The following is a 25,244-nucleotide window of genomic DNA, read 5'->3' as shown; positions in this document are numbered from 1 at the left end:
CTTTGCTCCTAACTGCCCATCCCAAAATCCTATAGAAGATATTTGGTTACAAGCAAAAACCTGGGTTAGACGTTTTTGCGCTTTAATTCCAACATTCTCTCATTTAAAGTGGATGTTTGAGTGGTTTCTCCGAAACACTACCTTTGATTTTCTCTCTCTCCAGATGTACGGAGCTTTTTCAGAAATCAAATACTAGTCCTATATAATTCGTTCTGAATTTCTAAATTGAGCGACTTGATATTTTTCGTCGACTAGATGATAAATAGAAATATTAAAAGCCTATTTACAATATTGTAAATAGGCTTTTTTATCTGATTAAAATCTGCGGCGATTTGTACCTGTTGACTCTTGTCTGTCTACGGGAAAAACTTCAAAATCGAAAGTTGCAATCAGACGATCATCAACGTATACCTGTATTTTATGTTTACCAGGGGGATCGCCAGCTGCGATCGTCCAATAGTTTTCAATCACACCATCATTAGCTGAAGTTTTGCGCCTCATCACCGACTCTGTACCGTCAGCTGAGACTGTGAAGTTTTCACCATCATCGGTAGCCCAAGTTTCTGGCTGTTTTGGCAATCGTAAAACTTCTCGCCATGTAACTTCACCTTTGTAGTCTTTAAGTTGAATTCGCCACCCATATTTACTACCTTCTTGTAGTGGTACTCTAAATGTGGGGATGAAGTTAACTTTACCTCTCGCATCAACTCTGGCTATGCCAAACTCAGCTTTGTCGATGGTGATCGACCTTTGAGTATTGCTTGATTGAGAAATTAACTGCGAGGATGATATTGTATTGTCAGCGATCGCAACTGTAGCGTTGATTGGCTTAGACGCTATTAACCCAGAGACTAGCCAAGAAGAAGTTAGTACAACTATTGCAGCCCAAATTCTCATTAGCAAAATTGTCTGTTATTTACTAGTACTTATTCAAATCTTTCCACCTGTCTTCCGGGTTTAGTCCAGATGAACAGTCAAGCTGGCAGGTTAACTATTGAAGAATTAATAGTCAGTTTATAGTCAAATTTGGAACACAAGCTAGACAAGATAAAAATACCTCTCTTGCAGCCACAACTTTATCTGACTGCGAAAACTGCCTTAGTTACTTGTAAGTGTAGGGAAGGCATGTGCATTCACTCATAATTATTTTACCATCCATACGGAATGTTTCGGTTGTAAGGAATCGCTGACACGTGACGTTCTCTCCTGTTAACCATGCGGTATAACGGGAGCTACTAATCTAGAACTAGATAGTAAAGAACCATCAAATTCTAAAAAAGCTTCGCGCTTCACAGGCTGGGCTGCCCCGAAGCCTCAACGCGCAGACAAGATGAGTCCCACCTCGTTAATTGCCCGATTTAAAAGATTGATTGCGGCATTCTCATCTCTATCCATCAATAATCCACATTTCGGACAATGATGCAAACGAACAGAGAGAATTTTCGGGACTTTATGACCGCAAGCGGAACAATTCTGACTCGTAGAATGGGGGTTAACTTTAACTACTCGGACACCGCGTTTGACCGCCACTGCCTCCAAGATATTGATAAATGCTCCCCATGCGGCATCCAGAATTGATTTACTCAATTTTGTTCTAGCAAGACCTTTAATATTTAGGTCTTCTACGGCAATTAAGTCAAAATTTTTGACTAATTTGTGTGCTGTTTTGTAGTGAAAATCTTGCCTCTGACGCTCAATTTTTTGATGAATCCGGGCGATGTGGTTTTTCTTTTTAGCTTGTCGCCGGGAACCTTTTTGTTGACGAGCTAGTTGGCGTTGTTGTCGTGCTAGGTGATGTTGAGTTTGACGATAAATTTGTGGAATCGCAACTGTATCACCATCTGATGTCGTCAAAAATTCTTTCAGTCCAACATCAATCCCTACAGCAGATTTAACCTCATCAAGAGGTAATAATTGCGGCACAGAATTATCTTGCATGGAAATGCAGCAGTACCATCCATCAGCTTTGCACACAATCGTACAAGTTTTGAGTACAAAGCCCTGTGGTAGTGGTCGGTGCAGTCGGACTGGCATCTCACCGATTTTACTCAGCTTTAATCTACCATTTTTGAGGTTAGCACCTGCCTTCGGGCAGTTCACTCGTGGGTAAATAAAAGACCTGAGTTCCCCAGGCTTTTTAAATCTAGGGCGACCACCACGTTTCCCTAATGCGTCTGGGACTAACCACCGTTCCCACGCTTGATTTAAACGCTGCAAATTGATTTGCTGAGATTCTGCCCAGATATTCTTGTAATCGGGAAATAGTATCTTTGTTTGCTTTAAATCTGCTTGCTGAGTATAGTAATTAACTCGCTGTGGGATTTCTCCAATTGGTTCACTAATTATTGAACATCGGTCAATTTGACAACGACTTCTGTTGAGTGCATCTAACCTCTGCCCCAATGCGTAATTCCAATGACGACGTAGTAGCTCTAATGTATTTGACATTAAAGCTATTTGCGCGGCATTAGGTAAAATTCGGTAGCAGTAAGTTAAAATCATAATGTTAGTATATCATTTATTGCTTATTGATGGAAGAGTTATATGATAAAGGTTTTCGCTCTGTTTACTCTCTTACTGCTCATATAGTTTTTGTGACTAAATACCGAAAAAAAGTAATTAATGAGCCTATGCTATCTAGGCTGGCAGACATATTTAAAGATACCTGTACCAAATGGGAATGCACATTAGTAGAATTTAACGGTGAAGTTGATCATGTACATTTACTCATTCGTTACCATCCACAAATTGAATTAAGTAAATTTATTGCCAATCTCAAAACTGTTTCTAGTCGATTAATTCGCCAAGAGTTTGAATCTATTTTGAGTCAAGTGTATACAAAACCTGTTTTGTGGACAGATTCTTACTTCGTCGCTAGTTGTGGTGGGGTCACAGTTGAACAGTTAAAACAATATGTGCAACAACAACAATCACCTCATCAATAAGGATTCACTTTGTTCAGTTACAGAATCTTTGCCTCAATTCCCCACCCATCATACCAGAGGTTGATGGGTGGGGAATTGAGGCTTTTTGTTGGCAACTTTTATAGGTTTTAGTTTTAAAGAATTTCTCTGGATAAAAATAGCTTTTCCACTGTCTAACAATTTTCCATAATGGTTTAAAAGTTTCAGCAGCATACACAACAACCAGACAAAGCCTGATTGTTGTGTATTGATGTAGCACTTACTGTTATGCTCTGCTTACGAAGTCAGAGCGTGGTGTTACTTGTAAAGTTCGGTTGCTAAACGCCAAGCCAGAATTCCTGGAATTAGCGCTACAACTAGAGCAATATAAACTTGGGTATCTGAGATAGGCATGATGGAAAACCTCCGGAGTTTTAAATCAATATTTGGACGGTTCGTTTACTACTTTTCCCTGTTTTGCCAATTTTGGGGAATATCTTGTTACAAGATGCAACAAAAGCCGCTGTCAGTCAGTAGTCTATAGTTATCTTTCATCATAAAAATTTATAAAAATATGGATTTGTATTTAGGCATTGACTACGGCACATCTGGGGCGCGTGGTGTGGTGATTGATGATGAAGCTGTCATGCAAATAGAAATACGGCATCCTTGGGGTAATTATACAGGTGCGGATTTAACGATTGAGTGGCAAAGGGCATTATTTAGCTTGCTGGGGCAAATCCCATCCCAATTGCGGCAAGAAATCAGGGCGATCGCAATTAACGGGACTTCTTCTACTGTTATGCTGTGCAATGCTGCTGGTCAGCCTGTCGATACACCTTTACTTTACAACGATGGGCGGGGAGAAATTGTCTTGGAGCAGTTGCGGAAAGTTGCTCCACCCAACCATACAGTATTAAGTGCTACTTCCAGCCTTGCTAAACTTCTGTGGATGTCACAGCAAGCATTTTTTACAGAAGCCAAGTATTTTGTACATCAGGCAGATTGGTTAGCATTTCTGCTGCATGGACAATTAGGTATTAGCGACTACCACAATGCTTTAAAACTGGGTTATGACGTGGAACCTTTGCAATATCCAGAATGGTTGGAGAAGTTAGAAATACCGATTCAATTACCTAAAGTTTTACCACCAGGAACTCCCATTGCTGAAATCCGCCCGGAAATTGCGTCTCAATTCGGTTTACGGCAAGATTGTCTGGTGTGTGCTGGTACAACCGATAGTATTGCCGCTTTTATTGCCAGTGGTGCAGAATCTCCAGGAGAAGCGGTGACATCTCTTGGTTCAACATTGGTACTTAAATTATTAAGTCGTACCCGTGTAGAGGATTCACGATATGGAATTTACAGCCATCGCTTGGGTGATTTATGGCTGACTGGAGGTGCTTCTAATACTGGTGGTGCAGTGTTGCGAGAATTTTTTACGAATGCAGAGTTAGAAAGTTTGAGCCGTGAGATTGATCCAACAAAAGCCAGTGATTTAGATTATTATCCCTTATTGAAACCAGGCGATCGCTTTCCCATTAACGACCCCAATTTACCACCACGATTAACACCACGCCCAAATCATCCAAAGGAATTTTTACACGGTTTGCTAGAAAGTATCGCCCGCATAGAAACACGCGGTTATGAATTACTCCAAAACTTGGGTGCAGAAAAGTTGCAACGTGTTTATACAGCAGGTGGTGGTGCAGCAAATTCCACTTGGACTGTTATTCGTCAACGGCATTTAAAAGTACCTGTAGTTGCGTCAGTAAACACCGAAGCGGCTTATGGAACAGCACTTTTAGCTAAAACAAAGGTTAACAGAATGTGAATTTGACAGACTTCTCTTTCTAATCATCCCTAGCACCCCAAGTTGGAAGTCATGCTTCGACATTATAGAACAGACTGTTTGGCTATTTGGAATGGCTGCTTTATTTACGCCGTATTGTACTAGTATAGGACTTACGCATTGACAGAGAAGCCAAAATAACATGTATAGTTTTCAAGGCTTCTAGCTAGATTTTTCAATGAGATTTTGATGATACTGCTCTACGCAACCAATCAAGAGTGATTTCCAAAAGGCTGAAATGACGTATTTACGTCGATACACAAGATGATTATTTTGTACAGTGCGTAAGTCCTATACTTATCAAACTCCTAAAAAATATTCTTTATTTACTTTTGTTGGAGACTCACGTTAATAGGTGCAATTAAGCCCAGTTACGCACTATGACAAACTTAAACTTGCGTTCTTCAGAAAAGTTATAATCTAAAGAATTATAGCGCTGCAAACACCACTCCCGTAAATCTTGAATTGCACAGGTAAAAATATCATCTGGGATGTTCCATGCAGAACTATATATTTTACTTTCATGATGTTGTAGTAATTTGTCCACAGACATTTCTATGCACCAGGTAGCAGCAATGACTGTTTCTAAAGTCGCACCTTGTTGGTGTAACTCAGCTAATACCTCATCTTCTTTTGCGCCGTAACGAGGTAGCACATATCCATAACTAGCTAAGATTGCTTTCCAGCGTTTGTGAAACTCAAACCTATCTTGATTCACATCCTCATTTACGCGGATAGAGTTCATATTACCGTGACTGTAGAGGTAAATTCCTCCAGGCTTGAGGACTCGGCGAATTTCTGCCAGTGCTTGTTTCCAAGCCGAAATAAGATGAAATACATGAACTGTTAGCGCTACATCAAAGGAGTTGTCAGCAAATGGTAAAAAAGTAGCATCTGCTTTAACTGTTGTTAATTGATGGGAAATACCTTCTAGTTTTTGATGCAGTTCAGATAACATCTTATGGGAAATATCTACACCTGTGTATGAATAGCCTTTTTTGGCAATGGGGATAGCAATTCTACCAGTCCCGATACCAGTTTCAAAAAATTTAGTCTCTGCGGTTGGTGAAATTAAGTTGAGGATGAAATCAGTAACTTGTTCAGATACGCCTGTTGGGAGTCCTCGTGTTGCGTCGTAGATATCTGAGACTCGATCAAAAGAAATAGTCGTAGTCATATATCTTTTATGGCGTTGCATAATTGCGTTACATACACTTAAGAGTGTGTATGTAGAAAATAAAGTTTACAAAAAAACTAGAGTATCTGTGTTTTTTCGGATTGGTTTTGGGAATGCTAATGAGGAAGCAATTTTCAGTATCAGAGATTGCTTTTTCAAGCACCATCAAAATTCTACAGGACTTTTATGTCTAAATGTTTGCCTAGAGGTCGTAGCGCCAGTTCAGTTGCTCTAGAACCAGAAGTAGCGATCGCTCTTATTGGACTATTTTCCGCAGCAGCTGATGGTGAAGGCATTACCTCAACAGAAGAATACGCTTTGAGTGAAATGCTTGGCGCAATTAGCCAATTTGAAGATTACTGTGACGAAGACTTTGAAGAGTTAGATGAAAAAGTAGCCAGTCTCATAGAAGAAGAAGAGCCAGAAGAATTAATTGCCCAAGCGATTGATTCCTTACCAAACAGAAGTTATCGTGAAGCTGCATACATCACAGCCATTTTGGTGATAGGTATTGACGAAGAAGTACCTGAGAGTGAACAGAATTATATTTCTGAGCTTCAAGAAGCCTTAAATATTACCAACGAACGCGCCCAAGAACTGATAGATGAAGTGTTTGGAGCCGATGAAGAGGAAGAATATGAAGAAGAAGAAGAATAGGAATAATTTTTACCGGTACTGAATTTTTAAATATTACTAGCAGTGGGTTAGGCGATCGCTAACCCACCTAAAAACAAAGTTCAATTCCCATCAACCACAACCTTTAGGGTGCTTGCTACCTTTTCACAACAATCCGCGATAACGAATAAAAATCAAAATAGCAGCCCACGATCCTAAGGCGACTTTAACCGCAACCAGGATATTCAGCAGAGGGATAACCCCACCACTCACCAGTGCGCCCAACTCTCCGTGGGGTAATTCCAATCCTGCCAGAGTCATAACTGCCAGGACAATGAAAATCAACACTGAAACTTTCTCCCATGTAGCAGCGTGCCAGCGTTGATATATCTCCTGCATCCACTCTGGTGATGAGGTGATCGCCACCAAGCCGATCGCAGTTCCACCCGCCACCCCAGCTGCAAAACCACCACCAGGGCTGAGATGCCCCCGAATAGCGAGTTCGATACTTACCAATGCGGCAATTGTCGCACCTAGACGCGCCAGCACAATGGATGGTTGATCCTTGAACTGATAGATTGTGCAGGATGGCCTTTCATTCGCCAGTAGAAAACTCACTCCCATAATGGCGATCGTAAATACTATTACCTCGAAGATAGTGTCATACAGTCGATTGCGGAAAATAATGCCCGAAACAGCATTAGGAACACCACTATCTTGGACAACCGCTTCAACAATTGAGATATCTGGTAAGTCTGCGGTTGGATTGGGTATAAACAGGAATTTGACAAATAGCACGATTCCTGCTGCAATATAGAGCCATTTCATCGATGTTCCCCTAAAACTGGTGCTTTTAAATCGGGTGTGCTAATTTCTGGCACAGTGGCGTAGGACACACTTGTGGCAGGCGAAGAAAGTTCGGTTTGCATAATGTCATAGATGCGTCGAACTCTGGTTATGGTGTGGTAGGGTTGCTTTTCATCGTCACTTGTTGTGTGGTTTTGGCCATCGTATTTTGATCGTGGCACACAAGTCGCATGGATTTCTTTATTCATCAATGCTTGGTGTAAAGCCTGTGTATTGGTGTAGGGGATTAACTCAAGACGCACATGGCGTTTACTAAAAATTGTGCGTAAGTTATCTATTAATTGCTCAAGATGGCGTTCGCCTTCTATATCAATCGCCTTGTCTTCCAGCACACCAAGATGGATAACCAACGATGAGCGGACTGCGATCGCATAGAGTGTAATCGCCAGCATTGTACCCACCAGTGCTTCGGTCAAAGCCACATCCGCCGCCCCCAAAACCGTATATACCAAGGCCGCCACTGCTCCCAATATCCCCCGGATGACCAAGGCATGGTATGGATTGGACTGAAACACCAGCATACAGGCAGCTAAGGGCAGCAGGGCAATAATGACATAAACATAGCTATCAGTCATGGCTTTCCTCACCACTGGAACAGTAAGCCAACACATAACCCAGCACAGTATTCCAGATTGCTAGGGAAATGATGGCGAGGATGAGTAGCGGCCATTCGCTAGGAATTTTCAGCAGCAATCCGACAACGATACTCATTGAGCCGAGGGTATCTGCTACCGAAAGACTATGCAGCTTGAATAACACTGAGCGATCGCCAAGCAGGGGAAATGTCCCCCAAAACCAGAAAACAATGCCTAAACCAATGCAAAAATAACTAAGTGCGTTGATCATAGTTGATTCATTCGTTTGAGGACATGAGCTAATAGCATAAGTGCGGCATTCCCCACACTCAAAATAATCACCCCGACAACACCGATCATCCAGTCATCACGCAGGACGGACACAACTAGGATCATGATGGAAGTTTTGGTGGCACTACTGGCAAATGCCAGCATTTTTTGCCAAATATCATCATCCTGCCATGCCTCATACATGGGAATGAGCAGTGCCAGAATCATGGCAATCAATAGCAGATTCAAAATCATGCTTTTGTCCTCCGTCGCACCCAATGGACTTCGTACCAGCCTGCTTCGTGATATTTCAAAACAATGGTCTTTGGCGTAAAAGTAATCAGGAATATATCGAGAAATATCAGTCCAGGCGTTCGTCGTGGTTTGACTTGTTCCATCGTCACGTCTTCGTGGTTATGGGGACGGAAGATAATTTCAAATGCCTCAATATACGCCTGCGGAATTGCCACGATAATCTCACCTAGTACACGCAGCCAATCTTTTAATGATTGCCTAGCTGTGCGACCACCAGGCAATAAAAGTGCGATACAAATACCAATAATGATATTTGCCACACTCAAATCAGCAGTGAGCAGAAACCAGATAGTCAGTCGCAATATGAGATTTAGAAGCCCAACCATGCAAATCCCTTCCAGAACAACAGAATCAAAATCAGACTCATCACACCGATCAGATGCTCAAATTCCTCAAGGACACGCGGTAGCCTGTATATTGAGTGTTTAAAAATTAGCAAGTATGCCAACCAGCCAACGCCGATAGTTGCGAGGGGTTTGATGATATTCTCGACGGTATAAGCCTCGTAATACACAATATTAGCTAGGAACAACCCACCAATTAAGAGGATGATTGCTGCCCAAAAACCGGGCTGTACATCGGCTTTTCCCCCACGGGGCAGAAATATGAATTTAGCAAAGGATATTGCCGTTCCGAGGGCTGCAATATTCATGGCGATCGCTTGCCAAGGCAACAGATTTTTGGTAGTCAACACCTTTGCCCCAAAGCCGGACAGCAAGGGAAAACCCGATATTGAGAAGCTGGCCATCACCAAAGCAATCCAGATTAAGGTAGCGATCGGTTGATGTTGCAGTTCTTTGAAGTTGCGACTGGGTAAAACGCCCGCTATTAAAAACAGCGCCGATTTAACTAGTCCGTGAGTTAGGGCATAAAAGCCACCCACAACTGGGGCAGCCATGATAAAACCTAACTGCGAAATTGTATGAAACGCCAGCATCCGCTTGGTGTCTTTTTCAAAGACTGCATAAAACACTCCCAAAAGCGCAGTGCTAACTCCAAAGATTCTTACTATCGGGTCAACCTCTTCCACCATCAGCGCACAACGCACTAAGGGAAAAACACCAGCTTTTACCACAACTCCCGACAGTATCGCCGACACTGGTGTTTCTGATTCGGAGTGAGTTAAAGGCAACCATAATCCCGATACAAAAATCCCCCCTTTTGTCAATAGTCCCACAAAAATCAGGGCCAGCGCTTCCGGTGGTGCTACGCGTAAACCGCCAAAACCAAAAGAGTGATGTGCTTGATAGACCAGCACCGCGCCCACAAGATAAAACAGCATGGCTACATTGCTAACAAACAGATAGCGCAAGCCAACCCAAATTGAGCGGTCAGTACGGGGATAGGCAATCAACAGGAAAGAGGCAATACTAATGACCTCTAACGCCACATATAAACTGATTAAATCTGAACAGACGAACGCCGCATTGACACTACCATGCAAAATAATGGTCTGGGCATAAAAAAAAGCTGTTTTCTTGCTGTGCCAACAGTAGAGGATGACCGCCGCTGTCACCAACCCATTGGTCAAGATAAAGTAGCCACTCAATTGATCGACCATTAATGTCACGCCGAAATTATCCAGTAAATTCAGCGTTAGTGGCGACTGACTTACAAATAACTGCAACGCATATCCCGCCGAAACAAAGGCCATGCTCAGGGCGAGATAGCGGTCAAGTTGAGGCAGCAGATAAATAACGAACCCCACAAAAAACGGGAGTGCAATCCAGGAGAGTGTAATGGTATTCATGGCATATTGTTCTTCTCGATCTCGTTGCTTTCCAATGTCGGGTTATCCCGCGCCAGCTTCATGACACCGACCAGCATTAAAGCCTGAATCGAAAAGCCAATCACGATCGCTGTCAAGATAACCGCCTGGGGAACTGGATCGGAGTAAGCGCCATGTGTAGCATCTGAAACAATGGGCGTGAACAAACCATCTCGTGATGCAATCAGCACGTAATAGGCAATCACCCCTGTACTCATAACATCCATAGAGATGATCTTCATCACAAGGTTTTTTTTAAGGATGATGCCGAAAAATCCGCAGAATATTGTTGCGAGTATACATGCTTCTAACACGGGAATTTTCTGTTGGGTAAAGGTTGAGCGTAATTATTTTTGATAAAATTCACTATATTTTTTCAGACCTAACCAGCCCTTGGCTTCATGGTAAATTACCTTGCATATTTCATTTGACGCTGTGCGATCGCCAATCTGACGAAAAGTTCACTTCTAAAAAGTATTTTCGCCTATCTTTGTATCTCTTTTTTAAAAAATATCATCTCATTTTTAATAGATAGGCATTGATATAACTCTATAATCAATGCTCATATCATCACATTAATATTGCAATAGAAGTAGAAGGCATCCCACAAAAGCAGATTAAGTTTATTAAAAATGCAGTAGATTGGGTGGTGCGAAATGGAACTCTAATTACGATGCACATGAATTTTGGAGAGACGCGATATATCGCGTCTCTACTCTATTTACGCCGTGATGTACTAGTGTGGAATTTTGGCTGGCGCTACAATAACATTTTTTTATTATTCAGCCTTCACACTTGCCTACGGTTTCCAACCCGCAAGTAAATTGGGATAATTTGCTGAAGTGGGGAACATTTTCTGTAAGCCGGCTTGACGCACTGAAGATGCTTCTTTGCTCAAGTTCCACAGAGTTTCATAGAAAAAGAAGGAGACACCAGCAAAGTTGCGATCGCGTACTTTCTGCACTTGTGTTTGAATTTGGGCGATGGGTACGTTTTTATTTTTCAATCCAGTAATAATCCCAATACTCACAGGAATATGACTACGTGCAGCTTTGACTTCTGGATACTCTAATTCTTTGACAAACACATTCAAATCATCTCGATATATCTGCAACACCAATTCTTCTACAAGTCCCATACGTTCCCATTTTTGCCAGTCGGCTAAAAAGTATTCGTAAGAAAAACGCTGGGGATTAGGCGCAACGGAAACCAGACAGTTTTTCTTCGTAGTTTTAATAGCTGTGAACACCCGCTTCATGAATGCGGTGATTTTATTCGCTCGCCAACGCAACCATTCTGGATCTTTGGGATTTTTCGAGGGCGCTTTTCCACGATGGTCTTTTTTGTAAAGTGCCACTGTATACGCATCGTAGCCTAATTCTGAAGGCAAGCCAAAATGGTCATCAAATTGAATACCGTCAATGTCGTAGTTGCGGACTATTTCAACGATTAAATCTTGAATAAATTTTTGTGCATCTGGGTGAAAAGGATTTAACCAAACGCGATCGTGTGTCCCTTCTTTGACAATTTTTGTACCATTGCTGCGACTTGTCAGCCATTGGGGACGATTTTTAGCTAACAGGGAATCCGCTGGAGCCATGAAGCCAAATTCAAACCAGGGAATCACCTTTAACCCTTTTTTGTGTCCTTCATCGACAATTTCTTTGAGCATATCTCGCCCTTGCAACCCTGGTGTTGGATCGAGCGATCGCCCAATCACTTTAGCTGCAACTTTACTAGGATATAATGTATATCCCCAATTCCACACCGCAGGATAGACGGTATTAAAGTTTAATTCATCTAGGCGTTGCAAGGCATTCTTGAGACGGTTGCGTTCAAACAATACATCACTATCAATATTTGTTAACCATACTCCTCTTAATTCTGATCGCTCTGGAATATTTTGCGCGGCGATGGGGAACGAAAGCATGACTGTCGCAATCATGCTGAGAATAACTATAGCTGCAAATAAAGCTTGTTTTCGACTATGACGAATATTCCCACGAAGTAACTCAACACACCACTTCACAAATTTTTTCATATTTGGTTACAGACAAAAGAAAACCTGGAAAAATGACTAGTATATTTGGGCAAAAGTTGCTTTATCATCTGCTATGTAAAATTTATTACAAAATAACGCAACATTCCCAAGTCATTGCCATTTTGTCGCTCAGACAAATTACTACTTGTTTACCTAATTATTGAACATTAAGGTTTATGCTATTTATTACAAGAAAAAATTTCCCACCAACTACCAGCCATAAAATTGTATTATAAGTAACAAAATTTTAAATGACTCTGCTGTAAAGTTTGCTACTTTTAAGACTAAGTGTAGGGTTTGTCATGAATAGTCTAAATAATTCACAAGATAGCCCAGAGAACAGCGTAGCATCTGAGAGACTAGCAAGGGCGCTTAAGGTTGCATCTGGGGAATTTTCTCTGATATTAGCCTGTTGTGATTCTGTGCCTAAACAACAGCAAATACTAAAGTTTTTACAGAATATATCGTCGGTAACTATCCAAGAAATTAGATTGTCACCTACTGATGAGACGCTTTATACAACGATCACAGATACTATTGGTATTGCTCATCCTGAAGCTGTGATAGTACATGGTTTAGAATCGGTGATCGCAATCAATCAACTACTGATCAGTGCAAATCTCATGCGAGATGAGTTTCGTAAAAATCTGCATTATCCCGTAGTGTTGTGGGTCAATGATGAAATTCTCAGCAAGCTAGTTTGGTTAGCACCTGATTTAAAAAACTGGGCTGCTACTACCATTAGGTTTGATATTTCTAACAATAAATTAATTGAAAAACAAACTCTCAGTACTTCACAAAGATTGATATAACTACTAGTACAATACGGCGGAAATAAAGCACCTATTCCAAATAGCCAAAAAGCTTATAGAATAAACTTTTTGAATTTTGAATTCATGGCGGTACCAGTTTGTCAACCCAAACTTGATGGATTGTGACTAAGAAAATGTTTTAAAAGTCCCTTTAGCAATTTCCAACGAGAATTGAGTGTTGTTTTCCACAAAATATTTCTTTGGGTAGTAGAGCGATCGCCTCAAAAAGCAAGATGGTTAGTGATAGGAGGTGAAAATGCGTCAACTCATTATCCAAGTACCACGGGGAAACGGAAAAGCAGTTGTTTTCGGGTTGTCTGCTCAAGGAACTCGCTATCAACGTGGGAAAAAACAGGTATTCGGTATTGCCTTGGTGATAACTGTCATCGTATTAGCAGGTTTACTAACTTGGCAGTTTTCCCATTCTCCTAATCTACAAAGTTCCAGTCTTGCTCAACGTGCCAACGCCCAAGTTCAAAAAACTGTGGAACAAGTTGGTTTAGCAAAATTAGTAGAGTCGAATGTGCGCTTCACACGCTCCAATATAGCAGATCAGGATACTCTGCTATCTGTTATTTATGTGCAGCGTCAACCGCAAGCTACAGCCTCGAATGAAGAAATCTGCGTAGGCGCAGCCCGCCGTAGGCATCGCCTCACCCAAGCAGTTCAAACACACTTATTAAAACAAGATTTTAATGTCACACCTTTGGTTGATGTCAACGTCCTAGAAACCCCTTCTACTAGCCCTTAATTACGAATTACGAATTACGAATTATTATGAGTAGTTCTAAGCTTTTGGAAAAACAAGCCCTAGAAAAAGAACGCAGCGAAGTCCTGCAACAGTTAGAAGATTGGCTAGAAACTCCCATGCTGGTGTTGGGCTTTGTGTGGTTAGCACTATTCATCATCGAAATCATCTGGGGATTAAATTCTTTACTGGAAGTTGTTAGCATCACTATCTGGATAATCTTTATATTAGATTTTCTACTAAAACTAGCGATCGCTCCTCATAAAATTTCTTACATCAAAAGCAGCTGGCTAACAGTTATTTCTCTATTTTTGCCAGCGCTGCGTACTTTTCGGATTATCCGAGTCATAAAAATACTCCGAACAGCACGGGCTGTGCGAGGCTTACAACTGTTGCGAGTCATGACTCGTGCTAACCGAGGAATGCGAGTTCTCTCAGCAAGTATTAGCCGTCGAGGCTTTGGTTATGTTGTGGCGTTGACAATGATTGTTACTTTACTAGGAGCAGCAGGGATGTATGCGTTTGAAAATGAAGTTCCTATAGAATCTGGGCTGCACAATTACGGCACTGCTTTATGGTGGACAGCCATGCTCATCACAACGATGGGTTCTGAGTATTGGCCTAAAACCCCGGAAGGTCGGGTACTTTGTTTTTTCTTGGCGTTATACGCGTTTGCCGTGTTTGGCTATGTCACTGCAACTCTAGCGACATTCTTTATTGGTCGTGATGCTGATGATGATGAAGCAGAGTTAGCTGGAGCGAAATCGATTCAAGTGCTTCAAGGTGAAATTACAGCGTTGCGGCAGGAAATTCAAGAATTGTTGCATCAGAATTCACAGCGTTGACGTGAGCAAAGATTAATGAGTGAGGAAAGTTCATGAATGCAGAAATCTCCACAGCTTGGGATAAAGTTCAAAGCATGATCAATGGTTTTATCGCTTTGCTACCAAACATTGTCTTAGCGTTGATTGTCTTCATCTTCTTTTTGTTTATTGCTAGTAGAATTAAGGCATTGGTCAAGCGGTTAACTCGCCATCGTCGCTATGCCCGGAATCTAGGATTAGTACTGGGAAGGCTGGCACAAGGAGTGACAATTTTGATTGGGTTGTTTATTGCCCTTTCTATTGTGATTCCAACATTTAGAGCGGGTGATTTGGTGCAACTTTTGGGAATTAGCGGTGTGGCGATTGGTTTTGCTTTCCGCGATATTTTACAAAACTTCCTAGCTGGGATTTTAATTCTGCTGACTGAACCTTTTCAAATTGATGACCAGATAGTCTTCAAAAACTTCGAGGGAACTGTCGAAAATATCGAGACAAGAGCCACAACAATTAGAACTTATGACGGTCGGCGCATTGTCATTCCTAACTCTGAGTTGTTTACTAATTCTGTAACTGTAAACACTGCCTTTGATAATCGGCGATTAGAATACGATGTCGGTATAGGCTACAACGATAACATTGACCAAGCCAAGCAGTTGATGTTAGACGCAGTGCATAGTGTAGACGAAGTTTTAAGAGAACCCGCTCCTGATGTACTGGTAATGGAACTTGCGGAAAGCACTGTCAACATCCGTGTACGTTGGTGGATTCATCCGCCACGAAGGATAGACTCTCTTCAATCACGAGACAAGGTACTGTCTGCAATTAAGAAAACTTTAGTTGCAAATGGCATTGATTTACCCTTCCCAACTCAACAAATTTTGTTCCACGACCAAACCGAAGAAACAGATGGCGATCGCTCCCGTCAGCGTGAAGGTTGGCCATCTGGTAAAGGTGAAGTTCCAAAGCCTCGCCGCATCAGTGACTCGCTCAGATTACTTGCTCAAGTACGCTCCTCACAAGATAACAACGGCAAAGTAGATTCTCAAACTAATCAACAATGAGAAACGTCAAGGTAAGCAAACTGTGGGATCAACTCCACTCAAGTTATTGGTTCATACCAGCAGTTATGGCTGTGGTAGCTACTGCTTTAGCTTTCACAATGCTTAGTTTTGACCGCACAGATAAAGTAGGAATTAATTATTGGTGGGTTTACACTGGTGGAACTGATGGAGCGCGATCGCTCTTAGAAGCTGTGGCTGGTTCGATGGTGAGCGTTGCTGCTACAGCTTTCTCTATTACAATCGTGGCGCTTCAGCTTGCTGCTTCCAACTTTGGGCCACGACTTCTGCGTAATTTTATGCAGGATACAGGTAATCAAGTTGTACTTGGGACATTTCTTGGTACCTTCATTTACTGCTTATTCGTACTTAGGACAATTCATGGAGATGGAGATGGATACAGCCAGTTTGTGCCACAACTTGCAGTGACAGTTGGTATTTTACTGGCAATTATTAGCATTGGTGTTTTGATTTATTTTATTCATCATGCTTCAACAATAATTCAAGCATCTCACGTCATCCAAAATGTTAGTGAAGATTTACATTCAGCAATTAAGCGGCTATTTCCCGAAAAAATTGGGCTTAGTGAACCACAAGACAGACAAGGGGTTGAAGAAATTCCCATATCCTTTGAGGAAGAAGCTTTACCAATTCGAGCTAATAATACTGGTTATTTACAAGCAATTGATGATAAAGAATTGATGAAAATTGCTTGTAAGCATAATTTGCTAGTACGTATTCAAGTTCGACCAGGAAAATTTGTAGTTCAAGGTGGTGATTTAGTCTTGGTTTTTCCTGGAGAAAAAGTCAATAAAAAACTTACAAAAAAAATCAATGATGCCTTTATTTTTGGTAAAGAACGTACAGAGCAGCAAGATGTAGAATTTCCTATAAATCAATTAGTAGAAATTGCCTTACGTGCTATCTCTCCTGCTGTGAATGATCCATTTACAGCAATTCGCTGTATTGACCGATTAAGTGCTGGATTATGTCACCTCGTTCAAAGGAATTTCCCTTCACCTTATCGCTATGACAATAATAAACTGCGAGTCATTGCCGAAGGCGTAAAGTTTGCCGAATTAACCGATGCTGCTTTTAACCAAATTCGTCAGTATGGCCGGTCTGATGTCGCCGTAACTATTCGTTTATTAGAAGCTATAGCTTTAATTGCTACTTACACTAACAATTCCAAATATCAAGCAGTCCTGCGGCATCATGCTGACATAATTTTACAAGATAGCCGTGAGGGACTATCACAAGAACGAGACAACAAAGATGTAGAAGAGAGGTATTACCAGATCATTAAAAATTTAAATAATGATGACACTAATAAGGATTGGGATTAACTAGAAAAATGGCGTTTTAAATTAATAGATTTTTGAGGAATACTTATGAAAAATCTGAATTGGAAAGGTTATCGAATTATCGCATGGATAGGACAAGCTCTACTAACAATTTTTGTCATAGCCGCAGCATTTCAAGGTAAGTGGTCAAATGCTTTGGGTCTGGCATTCTTCCTGATTGTATCCTTGGTGTTTGTCATCCGAGATGATAAATTACCCACATTATTTGATTTTTTGTTTGTCTTGGCGGCATTGCTTAATGCTACTGGTTGGGTTTGGGGTTTATTTGGTATGCCAGGCCCCTATGATGAGATTGTCCATCTTTATACGACTTTTGCAATTACCCTGGCACTCAGTTTTTTAGTCTACGGTTCAATGTTGAGTATATTTCGGAATCATACACTTTTGTATCTGGTGACAATTACTAGTTTTGGAATTGCAATTGGTGCTTTGTGGGAAGTTGCGGAATGGTCTGCTGGTAACATTCTTAGCACTGAAGTAATTGAAAGTTTAGATGACACTATTATTGATTTAGTTATGGACTCTCTCGGCGCTGGATTAGCAGCTTTAATTAGTCTTTGGGCATTGCGAGAGTGGACAAATCGTGTAGATACAAATCATGTGCAAAGTGATACGTAAATTTAAAACACTTAATCTTCGATACTTAAAAATAAGATTATGAAGAAAAAACACATAGATAAAAAGCAGAAAAATGCTAAATCTAGTTGTAAAAATTCAGGAACAAACCATCTGTGTACCAGAGTCTCTCCTCATATCTGCTTCCAAAGCCAAACACTTGAGCAATCCCAAGTAAATATAGTTTTGGAACTGTGTATTTTTTTGTCATTAATTACTAGATATCAGTTTTTAATGCCTTAAATATTTACTAACAAGGGCATTTTATTTATGAAAACTATGTTGAAGGACTATCATACCACCAATCAAGCCAGAATTTTGACCGCCTTGGTTTTGACCGGCATTTTGTCTATTGGTAGTGGATTAACCTTGCTTAAAAGTGCCACAGCAAATCCAGCAAACTTATCGCCAGCAATCACAAATGAAGTTTACCCAGATAAAACTAAGCCAAATCGCTTACCACCTTCAGTAGCTAACGCAATATTAAAAGATTTAGCCAGTAAAGCCGGAATATCTACCAGAGAACTGCAAGTTATTGACTACAGTCAAAAGACTTGGCGTAATGGTTGTTTAGAACTACCCCAACCAAATGAATTTTGCACCCAAGCATTAGTTCCTGGTTGGCGAGTTGTGGTGTCTAATGGTAGGCAAAAGTGGATTTATCACACTAATAATAACGGGCGTTCTTTACGTTTAGCTTCTGCAAATATTCCATCACAGAAGCAACTACCACAAAAAGTTAGGAATGCGGTTTTACAACAAGCTCAAGAAATATCAGGACTGTCAGCGCGATCGCTAAGTATTATAGATTTTAAAGCAACTAATTGGTCAGATGGTTGCGATCGCTCTACCCCTCCCTATCCTTGCGATCCAATTGTTGTCTCTGGTTGGCAAGTAACTGTAGGTGCGGCAAATCAGCGCTGGGTTTTCTTATCTGATAACGATGGTTCACGCATTAAGCTGGCTAAGAATGAGAATTTAGCTAATACAGCCAAAGCCGTCCCAATTCCCACGAGGGAATTACCACCACCTTTAGATCAAGGTGTAATATTCCGCCAAATCTCCAGTGGGGGTTTTGCTGGTAGAACTTACGAAACAGTCTTACTCAATGATGGCAGTTTGATTCGTGTACGCATTGGTGATGCGAATGATTCTGAACGTAGTGTACGCCGTGTTTCTTTATGGCGGTTGCGACAATTTCAGCAATCGCTCAATCGTACCAGAGGAGAATTTAAAAATCTGAGTTATCCAGCACCCAATGGCGCAGCTGATTATATTACTTACACTCTCACCAGCAGGAATGGTACGGTAAGATACAACGATATTTCGCAAAATAATCTGCCGCAAAATTTACAGGTAGTAGTTCAAGCTTGGAGTAAGATTAACAACACTCAAAACTACTAATGACGGTACACTCAACCCTGTAGCTATTCCCAGATGAATACTAATGCTCGTTTACAGACAATTTTAGCTGACACACCTATTGGTACTGTATTACCTGATATAGCTCAAGTCAATTTACCTAACTGGTGGTTAGCCGGGGGTGCAGTACGCAACAGCGTTTGGCGGGCAATATTTGGTGAAAACTGTGAACTAGTCATCAATGACTTTGATATTGCCTTTTTTGATGAATCAGGAAACCGTTCCCAGGAACTATCTACAAAAACCAGCCTCACAGAAAAATTTCCCAACTATCAATTTGATGTCAAAAATCAAGCGAGTTTTGCACGGTGGCGACCAGGCCGCCGTCCTTACTCTAGTACAGAGGATGGTGTACAAGATTGGTTGCACACAGCCACTGCTGTAGGTGTCAGATTAAATATCCAAAACCAATGGGAATTTTTTACACCTTATGGATTAGATGACCTGTTTGCTGGCATGATTCGACCAACACCAGCACACGTTCACAACCCAGATGCCCATAACAAGGCATCGACTTTTCTTTCAAAGTGTCCCCATCTGAGATTGGCATAATATGACAGCAAAATGTAAAGAGAATTAGATGCGATCGCACAGAGTTGGAAAGTTAGGTAAATCAACCCAACTCACAGCGCTGCGATCGCTGTTTGTGTTAAGCAACGACTAATGACTAAAAAAATCCGCACACATCAATTTTTAAATTATCTCCGCGCATCCACACCAGCAACTGCATTAGCCATTTGTTCTAATTTTTGCGGGTTGGTTGCATCCAGATACTTAACTGTCATCTCTGGAGTCAGGAGTTCTAACATCAGACAGTTTTCAATCCAAAATTCCACAACATCGAAAGCACCATCACGGCTGCAAGGAAGCACTCGCCATCCTTCCCGTGCGCCAATCCGTTCAATTTCTTCTACGCTGAGAGGAACAGAAATTGCTGCATGAACAGATGTATAATTTGCAGGATGCTCATTCATCTGAAATCCGGCTTGTCCTTGCCATACATTTGGGATAAGCTCACTACCCAATGGATAAAACTCAATTCCTGAGCCAAATTCATCTCCCACCAGCATCATGTAACCACCAGGATTAGGTGAAAAAGGCACTACTTTGCCGTGCATAATTTCTGCCATTACATTAGCTACGTGCTGAGGATTTTTTACCGAAATAGAAATGTGGTGAATCATAAATTACCTCTCAAAATATGATGAACGTGGTGTGCAACTTTCTTTCAAACCTAACCCCCAACCCTTTCCCTACCAGGGAAGGAGAGTAATAGTCAAAGCCTCTCTCCGCAGCGAGGAAAGGTTTGGAGAGGGGTTTTAAGAATAAGTCGCGGATCGCGTTGATTAACATATCAAGCTATAATGTTCTACTGAAACCTAGCTTGAGACATCCAGTTAATTAGAAAATTACTCTGACTTTCACTGTATGCAAAAAATCATCAATAGCAAGCACTAAAGGTTAACAAAAATCAAAAGCCTTTCTTTGATTTTCCGTAAGATTTCAGGAGAATTAAGAGAGCCAGAGAAAATCTTTACTTAATAAAAAGTATCAAAAATACTATTAAATATAATTAAGAATTATTTAGTAATTGTAGAGAAATAAAATTGTCCAACAAATTAATAAAGGTGCGTATTACGAACGCACCTTTATTAATTTTGTATTGAATTAGACGAAATCTACTCAATGAAACAGACTTACCACGGGTGTTTGATTCTATCGTAAATCTTTAAATACTCGGCTCCAGGAATATTCCATGAGTAGTCATATTTCATCCCCTGAATAGCTAGTTGACGGAACTCTTCAGGAGATTGATACCACAAATCAATTGCTCGATTCATTGCAGACTCAAGAGCGTAATTATCTGTCTCATAAAACACATAGCCATTGCGTTTTTCTGGCGGTAAATTCTGTTCGTAATCTCGGTCAAATACCGTATTCACCAATCCACCGACACCACGAACAATGGGTACTGTACCGTATTTTAAACCAATCATCTGAGTTAACCCGCAGGGTTCATAATTGCTGGGAACAACAATCATATCTGCTCCGGCATAGATGAGGTGGGATAATTCTTCATTAAATCCCAATTCTAAATGCACATCGGGATTATTATTTAAAAATTGTTTTTCATGCCGGAAATGCTGATTAATTGCAGCTTCTGTTGCTGAACCAAGTAGTACAAACTGTGCTTCTTTATTCAAGGCGTGGTAAATGGCGTGATGTACTAAATGTACACCTTTTTGATTATCTAACCGACCGATGTAAGCAACGATTGGCTTATCAGCAGCACGAAGCATCAGCCGCTCTTGTAAAGCTTTTTTGTTATATAGTTTTTGTTCAAAATCCTCGTGTGTGAAATTATGGGGGATGTAGCGGTCAACTCCAGGACTCCAAAAATCGTAATCGATACCGTTGAGAACCCCTGTAAATTTATCTTGATGCAAATGCAATGTATGACCTAAACCACAACCAACTTCCGTATGACGAGCTTCCCAAGCGTGGTTTGGTGAAACTGTAGTTACTGCATTGGAATAAACTATACCTCCTTTCATGTAGTTCAAAGCAAAGGGGTTGAAATTATCACGTAGCTTATCGTATTGGAAATAATAAGCTTCTCGATTTAAACCTGTGGCCGAGAGTGTCTGTACACCACCTATTCCCTGATGCTTAAAGTTGTGGATGGTGTAGCAAATTCGCTGATATTCCATGCCGTTATACTTGTAAATTTCGGCCAGCAAGACTGGAATTAAGCCAGTTTGCCAGTCATGGCAATGGATAACATCAGGTCGCTTGTTGCTTTGATTGAGAAATTCCAAAGCGGCTTTGCTGAAGAAGGCAAAGCGCATGTTATCGTCATCGCAACCGTAATAGCAGCCGCGATTAAAGAAATTGTCTTCAGAGTGGGGTTCAATGAAGAAGCACAATCTTCCATGTACCCAACCACAGTACACAGAACAATGAATTGCTGCACCGTACCAGGGTACCCACAAATCCTTATAGGCATCATGCAGTCCCCAAATATGGTCGTAGCGCATACAATCATACTTGGGCAAAATAATCTCAACGCAATTGCCTCTACCTTCTAATTCCGTACTCAGTCCGTAAACGACATCCCCTAAACCGCCTGCTTTAATTACAGGAGCGCATTCCGAGGCAATCTGTACTATGTACATTCCTAGTCCTCGCTACATAAAACTTTATATTTACTATACTGATCAATATATGAAATATGTACTCATTGACAAGTAAGTATTTGAATGATAGTCAGAAAAGCTTAATACAGATGGTAGATAGCAAAGTTGTTTCATCCTCTAAAAGACAGATACTGAGGAGTGGGGAACTGACGTTAAAGACTTATCATTAAGACCGCAAGGGTCAGAGAGTAATGTCATTGAGTACACGACTCAGTTCTTGAAGTTTGGCAGCGATCGCACCACTAGTCAATAATTCTTCAGCCTTGGCTATACCCGATCGCATATCTGAACAAATACCACACCGCCATAGATAAAATCCACCATTCCACAAGGCTGTTTGCATTAATTCCCCTGGTTTTCCCGCTAGAACAGCTTGAATTTGGGTTAGTAATTCTGCTGTAGTTCCCAAAGGTACATTCTTGGTAGTGAAACCGTAATCATGAGGAGACAGCAGCAACCTTTCTAAATCCGGCGTTGCTGATAAACTAATAATTGCTGTGCGATCGCGTGGTAAATCACCGCTACCTTCTAAACCTTTAATTAAAGTATATTTTTTCATGCCCCTTAGCTCTAAAGCAGCTTGAAACATCGCCTCTGTCGGCGGATGAACAAACCCAGCAATCAAGTGTGCATCACCAGCATAAGGACACCAAATTAATTCCATTGTGGCGAAGGGCGGCCGCTTACCAAGTTGGTCGCGGTATTCCCAAATACTTTGAGTTAAGGGAAAATGCTTCGGTGTATAAATAAAACCAATTTTTGTTTGTTCAAATACTTGTTGGGTTTGAGGCAAAGATAAAGCAGTCCAATCAACACCTAAACCCTGCCAAACTTCTATTAATGGTAAACCATATTTTGTGGGCAAGCGATCGCCACCGTGCATGATTACAGGTTGTCCAGCAGTGGCGAGGAGTAAAGCTGTGACGTGACTAATGGGTGCGGTGCGTGTTCTGCCATCGTAAGGTATGCCTAAGATTATCGCTCCAAGTGCAGCGGCAATTGGTTGGAGTTTTACGCCTAGTTCATCATAAGCATCCAACATACCTGCTAACTCTTCCCCTGTTGGACGTTTGATGCGATGGGCTATTAAAAATGCGCCGATTTGGGCTGGTGTTGCTTCCCCCAACAGCATCATTTTAGTAGCGATCGCAGCTTCAGCACGAGTTAAATTTTCTCCTGTGTGATTGCCACTTCCTACCTTTTTCAGTAATTCCCTGAATAAATTGCTCATACTTAGTCAAAGGTCATTTGTCTAAAAGCAGGAAGCATAAGGCTAAAGGATAAAATTTCATACTTCACACTTCATACTTCAGTTGACTAATCATACTTTAGGAAGCCGATCGCTGCTTTTGTGATTGGCTACGGTGTACACACAAGTTTCTTTATCGGCAATTCGATTGTATCCACCTGCAATGCCACTGCATCGACTCGCAATTCGATTGTATCCACCTGCAATGCCATTGCATCGATTCGCAATTTAATTGTATCCACCTGCAATGCCATTGTATCGACTCGCAATTTAATTGTATTAACCTGCAATGCTATTGCATTGACTTACTTGCCTTACTAGCGTGACAATCTTAAGAGACTTGTGTGTATACAGCTTGAGATTGGAGAGGAATATTTTCTAATACCAGTTCCCAAAAATGTTTAATCGGTGGAATTTGAAGCCTGTCTTGAGTTGTCACCATCACCACGCGACGCGTCAAACCAGAATGATCTAAAGTATGGTTTGCTAAGGGTCGAACTGCTAAGGTTGGATCGTGACGCGCTTCTACTAATGCAGAAGTTGGTAGTAAAGCAATTAATTCACCTTGACGCACCACTCCGCGAAACGCATCTAAGGTATTCACCTCTAAAGCCGCATGGAGTGTAGCTTCTAATCGCTCAAATTTATCTTGTACCAAGCGCTGCATTCCATAACCATCTTTAAACACTACTTGGGGATAATGAATTAATTCTGACCACGGGATGCGGTCATATTGAGCTAGAGGATGATTAGCTGCGGTGAGAACTTCTATCGGTTCATCATATAAAACTTCCACTACCATCTCTCTACTGGTGGTTAAAAAGCGATTATTCATGACGATCGCTAAATCTACTAAACCATCTTTGAGAACTTTCAAAGCGCGATCGCTTCCCAATGAAGTTACCCGCAATTGCACTTCAGGATAATCACGACAGAATTTTTGTAATACTGGTGGCAAATAAGAAGCACACAGCGAATGAATTGCAGCAATGCACAATTCTGGTTGCTTTCCATCCATTAAATCTGTTAATTCTTGTGTAGCAGTTTGCCACTCTTGGCAAATCTTACGAACACGAGGTAGTAAACGTTCACCGCCCAAAGTTAATTTAGCATGACTGGTTCTGTGAAACAGTTCTACACCCAAATCCGCTTCTAAGGCTTGAATTTGGCGACTGATAGTTGATTGGGTGACACCACATTGTCGGGCGGCTTGTTGAAAGCTGCCGGTGTCTGCGATCGCTAAAAAAGCTTGCAACTGCTCTAGTCGCATGTCAATGTAGCCTGAATTACATTTATGGATCTCATTAAGTTAACGGTTTTTCCTCCAAAATTTAGTAGAGTTTGTTACATCTGGTTGTAATTGACATATTTTAATAGAAATTTAACTTTTTCTTTTTATTTATGAATTTCATAACCATCGCAGCCAAGGCAAAAGTGAAAAAAGCAGGGGAGCAGGGAGCAGGGAGCAGGGGAGAAAAACCACCCACAAGGGGTGGGGCTTCAACCAAGGGAGAAAAGGAGCAAGGGGGCTTTTGCCCACAAGGGGCAAGGTTTTTACCTTTCCCCCTGCCC

At 41.2% G+C, this 25,244-nt stretch carries 29 protein-coding genes and 1 pseudogene; 12 read left to right on the top strand and 18 right to left on the bottom strand.

Annotation, left to right across the window (positions count from 1 at the left end; all coding sequences use genetic code 11):
• Positions 1-196: pseudogene (locus tag IQ259_RS22470) on the top strand (IS630 family transposase); the annotation flags it as partial.
• A 119-nt stretch (positions 197-315) separates the two neighbouring features.
• On the opposite strand, the gene IQ259_RS22465 reads toward IQ259_RS22470, so the two are convergent.
• Positions 316-897 (bottom strand): hypothetical protein, encoded by a 582-nt coding sequence (locus IQ259_RS22465; protein WP_193888248.1) that lies wholly within the window; start codon positions 895-897, stop codon positions 316-318.
• Between the two features lie 417 nt (positions 898-1,314).
• Positions 1,315-2,502, bottom strand: coding sequence for a transposase (locus tag IQ259_RS22460; protein WP_228014707.1), 1,188 nt, complete (start codon positions 2,500-2,502; stop codon positions 1,315-1,317).
• 29 nt (positions 2,503-2,531) lie between these two features.
• On the opposite strand from IQ259_RS22460, the gene tnpA reads away from it, so the two are divergent.
• A complete protein-coding gene (gene tnpA, locus IQ259_RS22455; protein ID WP_193888247.1) occupies positions 2,532-2,945 on the top strand; it encodes an IS200/IS605 family transposase in 414 nt (137 codons plus the stop codon).
• Between the two features lie 276 nt (positions 2,946-3,221).
• On the opposite strand, the gene psaM is transcribed toward tnpA, so the two are convergent.
• A complete protein-coding gene (gene psaM / locus IQ259_RS22450) occupies positions 3,222-3,317 on the bottom strand; it encodes a photosystem I reaction center subunit XII (RefSeq protein WP_027404816.1) in 96 nt (31 codons plus the stop codon).
• 160 nt (positions 3,318-3,477) lie between these two features.
• Here psaM and IQ259_RS22445 point away from each other — a divergent pair, with 160 nt between their 5' ends.
• Entirely contained in the window at positions 3,478-4,737 is a 1,260-nt protein-coding gene (locus IQ259_RS22445) for an FGGY-family carbohydrate kinase (RefSeq protein WP_193888246.1), read from the top strand.
• 379 nt (positions 4,738-5,116) lie between these two features.
• Here IQ259_RS22445 and IQ259_RS22440 read toward each other — a convergent pair whose 3' ends face one another.
• Positions 5,117-5,932: a class I SAM-dependent methyltransferase gene (locus tag IQ259_RS22440; RefSeq protein WP_193888245.1), complete on the bottom strand. Its 816-nt coding sequence runs from the start codon at positions 5,930-5,932 to the stop codon at positions 5,117-5,119.
• Positions 5,933-6,118: 186 nt separating this feature from the next.
• Between IQ259_RS22440 and IQ259_RS22435 the strand changes: the two genes are divergently transcribed.
• Positions 6,119-6,589, top strand: a complete 471-nt coding sequence (locus IQ259_RS22435; protein ID WP_193888244.1) for a tellurite resistance TerB family protein — start codon at positions 6,119-6,121, stop codon at positions 6,587-6,589.
• Between the two features lie 123 nt (positions 6,590-6,712).
• Here IQ259_RS22435 and IQ259_RS22430 read toward each other — a convergent pair whose 3' ends face one another.
• From IQ259_RS22430 to IQ259_RS22395, 8 genes are all read right to left on the bottom strand, one after another.
• A complete protein-coding gene (locus IQ259_RS22430; protein WP_193888243.1) occupies positions 6,713-7,375 on the bottom strand; it encodes a Na(+)/H(+) antiporter subunit B in 663 nt (220 codons plus the stop codon).
• Positions 7,372-7,989 carry a DUF4040 domain-containing protein gene (locus IQ259_RS22425; RefSeq protein WP_193888242.1) on the bottom strand — a complete coding sequence of 206 codons (618 nt, stop codon included), beginning with the start codon at positions 7,987-7,989 and terminating at the stop codon, positions 7,372-7,374. Before IQ259_RS22425 ends, IQ259_RS22430 begins: the two co-directional genes overlap by 4 nt.
• A complete protein-coding gene (locus IQ259_RS22420) occupies positions 7,982-8,260 on the bottom strand; it encodes a monovalent cation/H(+) antiporter subunit G (RefSeq protein WP_193888241.1) in 279 nt (92 codons plus the stop codon). The genes IQ259_RS22425 and IQ259_RS22420 overlap by 8 nt, the downstream gene beginning before the upstream one ends.
• A complete protein-coding gene (locus IQ259_RS22415; protein WP_193888249.1) occupies positions 8,257-8,514 on the bottom strand; it encodes a hypothetical protein in 258 nt (85 codons plus the stop codon). Before IQ259_RS22415 ends, IQ259_RS22420 begins: the two co-directional genes overlap by 4 nt.
• Complete coding sequence (locus IQ259_RS22410) at positions 8,511-8,900, bottom strand: Na+/H+ antiporter subunit E (RefSeq protein ID WP_193888240.1); 390 nt, start codon at positions 8,898-8,900, stop codon at positions 8,511-8,513. Before IQ259_RS22410 ends, IQ259_RS22415 begins: the two co-directional genes overlap by 4 nt.
• The gene (locus IQ259_RS22405) at positions 8,885-10,324 is read right to left on the bottom strand and encodes a cation:proton antiporter (protein ID WP_193888239.1); all 1,440 of its coding nucleotides are present in this window, start codon (positions 10,322-10,324) and stop codon (positions 8,885-8,887) included. The genes IQ259_RS22410 and IQ259_RS22405 overlap by 16 nt, the downstream gene beginning before the upstream one ends.
• Positions 10,321-10,656, bottom strand: a complete 336-nt coding sequence (locus tag IQ259_RS22400; protein WP_193888238.1) for a cation:proton antiporter subunit C — start codon at positions 10,654-10,656, stop codon at positions 10,321-10,323. Before IQ259_RS22400 ends, IQ259_RS22405 begins: the two co-directional genes overlap by 4 nt.
• Before the next feature lie 485 nt (positions 10,657-11,141).
• Complete coding sequence (locus IQ259_RS22395) at positions 11,142-12,383, bottom strand: glycoside hydrolase family 10 protein (RefSeq protein WP_193888237.1); 1,242 nt, start codon at positions 12,381-12,383, stop codon at positions 11,142-11,144.
• A 302-nt stretch (positions 12,384-12,685) separates the two neighbouring features.
• Between IQ259_RS22395 and IQ259_RS22390 the strand changes: the two genes are divergently transcribed.
• The 8 genes from IQ259_RS22390 (at position 12,686) to IQ259_RS22355 (ending at position 19,778) form a co-directional block, all read left to right on the top strand.
• Positions 12,686-13,195, top strand: coding sequence for a hypothetical protein (locus IQ259_RS22390; protein WP_193888236.1), 510 nt, complete (start codon positions 12,686-12,688; stop codon positions 13,193-13,195).
• A 256-nt stretch (positions 13,196-13,451) separates the two neighbouring features.
• Positions 13,452-13,946 carry a hypothetical protein gene (locus tag IQ259_RS22385; protein ID WP_228014706.1) on the top strand — a complete coding sequence of 165 codons (495 nt, stop codon included), beginning with the start codon at positions 13,452-13,454 and terminating at the stop codon, positions 13,944-13,946.
• A 26-nt stretch (positions 13,947-13,972) separates the two neighbouring features.
• On the top strand, positions 13,973-14,788 hold the full coding sequence (locus IQ259_RS22380) for an ion transporter (protein WP_193888235.1): 816 nt from the start codon (positions 13,973-13,975) through the stop codon (positions 14,786-14,788).
• Positions 14,789-14,820: 32 nt separating this feature from the next.
• The gene (locus IQ259_RS22375; protein WP_193888234.1) at positions 14,821-15,828 is read left to right on the top strand and encodes a mechanosensitive ion channel family protein; all 1,008 of its coding nucleotides are present in this window, start codon (positions 14,821-14,823) and stop codon (positions 15,826-15,828) included.
• On the top strand, positions 15,825-17,171 hold the full coding sequence (locus tag IQ259_RS22370) for a DUF2254 domain-containing protein (RefSeq protein ID WP_193888233.1): 1,347 nt from the start codon (positions 15,825-15,827) through the stop codon (positions 17,169-17,171). The genes IQ259_RS22375 and IQ259_RS22370 overlap by 4 nt, the downstream gene beginning before the upstream one ends.
• Before the next feature lie 45 nt (positions 17,172-17,216).
• A complete protein-coding gene (locus IQ259_RS22365; RefSeq protein ID WP_193888232.1) occupies positions 17,217-17,807 on the top strand; it encodes a hypothetical protein in 591 nt (196 codons plus the stop codon).
• A gap of 267 nt (positions 17,808-18,074) precedes the next feature.
• Positions 18,075-19,208 (top strand): hypothetical protein, encoded by a 1,134-nt coding sequence (locus IQ259_RS22360; protein WP_193888231.1) that lies wholly within the window; start codon positions 18,075-18,077, stop codon positions 19,206-19,208.
• 33 nt (positions 19,209-19,241) lie between these two features.
• Positions 19,242-19,778, top strand: a complete 537-nt coding sequence (locus tag IQ259_RS22355; RefSeq protein WP_193888230.1) for a nucleotidyltransferase family protein — start codon at positions 19,242-19,244, stop codon at positions 19,776-19,778.
• A 146-nt stretch (positions 19,779-19,924) separates the two neighbouring features.
• Here IQ259_RS22355 and IQ259_RS22350 read toward each other — a convergent pair whose 3' ends face one another.
• The 6 genes from IQ259_RS22350 to IQ259_RS27320 form a co-directional block, all read right to left on the bottom strand.
• Positions 19,925-20,410, bottom strand: a complete 486-nt coding sequence (locus tag IQ259_RS22350) for a hypothetical protein (protein WP_193888229.1) — start codon at positions 20,408-20,410, stop codon at positions 19,925-19,927.
• Between the two features lie 513 nt (positions 20,411-20,923).
• Positions 20,924-22,402: a glycogen synthase GlgA gene (gene glgA, locus IQ259_RS22345; protein WP_193888228.1), complete on the bottom strand. Its 1,479-nt coding sequence runs from the start codon at positions 22,400-22,402 to the stop codon at positions 20,924-20,926.
• A gap of 202 nt (positions 22,403-22,604) precedes the next feature.
• Complete coding sequence (locus IQ259_RS22340) at positions 22,605-23,654, bottom strand: anthranilate phosphoribosyltransferase family protein (protein WP_193888227.1); 1,050 nt, start codon at positions 23,652-23,654, stop codon at positions 22,605-22,607.
• Positions 23,655-23,782: 128 nt separating this feature from the next.
• Positions 23,783-23,962, bottom strand: coding sequence for a hypothetical protein (locus tag IQ259_RS22335; RefSeq protein ID WP_193888226.1), 180 nt, complete (start codon positions 23,960-23,962; stop codon positions 23,783-23,785).
• 41 nt (positions 23,963-24,003) lie between these two features.
• Positions 24,004-24,942, bottom strand: coding sequence for a LysR family transcriptional regulator (locus IQ259_RS22330; RefSeq protein ID WP_193888225.1), 939 nt, complete (start codon positions 24,940-24,942; stop codon positions 24,004-24,006).
• Between the two features lie 100 nt (positions 24,943-25,042).
• On the bottom strand, positions 25,043-25,244 hold a 202-nt coding region (locus IQ259_RS27320), incomplete at its 5' end, for a hypothetical protein (protein WP_228014705.1).

The organism is Fortiea sp. LEGE XX443 (genome assembly GCF_015206815.1).
Taxonomy (GTDB): domain Bacteria; phylum Cyanobacteriota; class Cyanobacteriia; order Cyanobacteriales; family Nostocaceae; genus Nostoc_B.
This window is presented reverse-complemented; position numbering and strand designations above follow the sequence as displayed.